Annotated in this window: 1 protein-coding gene; it reads right to left on the bottom strand. The window is 74.4% G+C overall.

Annotation, left to right across the window (positions count from 1 at the left end; genetic code table 11):
* Positions 1-136: 136 nt before the first annotated feature.
* The coding region (locus tag A612_RS13780; RefSeq protein ID WP_019375044.1) for a TolC family protein at positions 137-1241 on the bottom strand (1105 nt) is incomplete at its 5' end.

Here is a 1241-nt window from a genome sequence, read left to right as displayed (position 1 = left end):
GCGAAGCCGATGCCGGCGGCCACTCCTGCCCCCGCGGCAGCGCCCAGCCAACTGCGGCGGCTCAGGGGCAGGGCGGGACCTGATCGGGCGGCTCCCGCCGCTTCCGGACTGCTGCTTTGCGGATGTATGCGCATGGTCATCTCCTTGTTTCCTGGCCAGTGGCCGGTTGCGGGTTTGCGGGCGTGGGCGCTTGTGCGTGCAGCAGCTGGCTGGCGGCACGCAGCTGCTGCTCGTCCAGCTGGCCGGCCAGCAGCGCCAGGCGCAGCCCGTCCAGCAGCAGGGCGCTGCGTGCCTGGTTCAGGGCCAGTGCGGTGGCGGCGGCGTCGTTCTGGGCGTTGAGCAAGTCCAGCAGCGTGCGGTCGCCGGCCTCGCGCCCGGTGCGCGTGGCGTCCAGGCGGGATTGGCTGGCCTGGAGCGCGTGCTCCAGGGCCTGCACGCGCTGCGCCCCGGCGGACAGGCCCAGCCAGGCGGCGTGGGTCTGGCTGGCCACCTGCTGGCGCGTGCTGTCCAGCTGCGCCTGGGCCTGCTCGAGCTGGCGCAGGGTCTGCTCCTGCCGGGCCTCGCGCATTCCGCCGGTGTACAGCGGCACGGTGAGCAGCACGCCCACGCTGGCGCTGCGTGCGCTGCTGCGCGAGCGGCCAAAGTCGCCGCTGCCGTGCAGGCGCTCCTGCCCGGCCTGGGCGACCAGCTCGACGCTGGGTGCGGCGCGGGCGCTGTGCTTGTCGGCCTCGGCGTGCGCCAGCTCCTGCGCCAGTCGCTGCAGGCGGATGCCGGGGTTGCCGTCCTCGGCCTGCTGTTGCCAGTGCGCCAGGGGCAGGGCAGTGCTGGCCGTGGCCACTGCCGCAGCGGCGGCTGGCAGGTGCGGCTGCAGTGTCTCGGGCGGCAGCCCGGTGCTGTCGGCCAGCAGGCGCAGCTTGACCTGCAGCTCGACCTGTGCGGCCAGCTCCTGCGCCTGCAGTGCAGCCAGCCGGGCGCCGGCCTCGTGGGTGTCGGTGATGGGCGCGTCGCCGATGCGAAAGCGCTCCTGCGCTTCTTCGAGCGCGCGCTGCACGGCCTGCAGCTGCTGGCGGGTCAGCAGCAGCGCCTGTTGCGCCAGCGCGGCGTCCAGGTAGCGCTCGGCGGTGCGCAGCATGGCCTGCTGGTGCGCGGCCTGCCACTGCAGCTCGGCCATGTCGGCCTGCAGCTGTAGTTGCTGCTGCTGGGCGCGGCGCTGCGGGTGGTACAGCGGCTGGCTGGCCTGC

Origin of the sequence: Melaminivora alkalimesophila, from assembly GCF_000282995.1 — a bacterium.
Lineage (GTDB): Bacteria > Pseudomonadota > Gammaproteobacteria > Burkholderiales > Burkholderiaceae_C > Melaminivora > Melaminivora alkalimesophila.
This window is presented reverse-complemented; position numbering and strand designations above follow the sequence as displayed.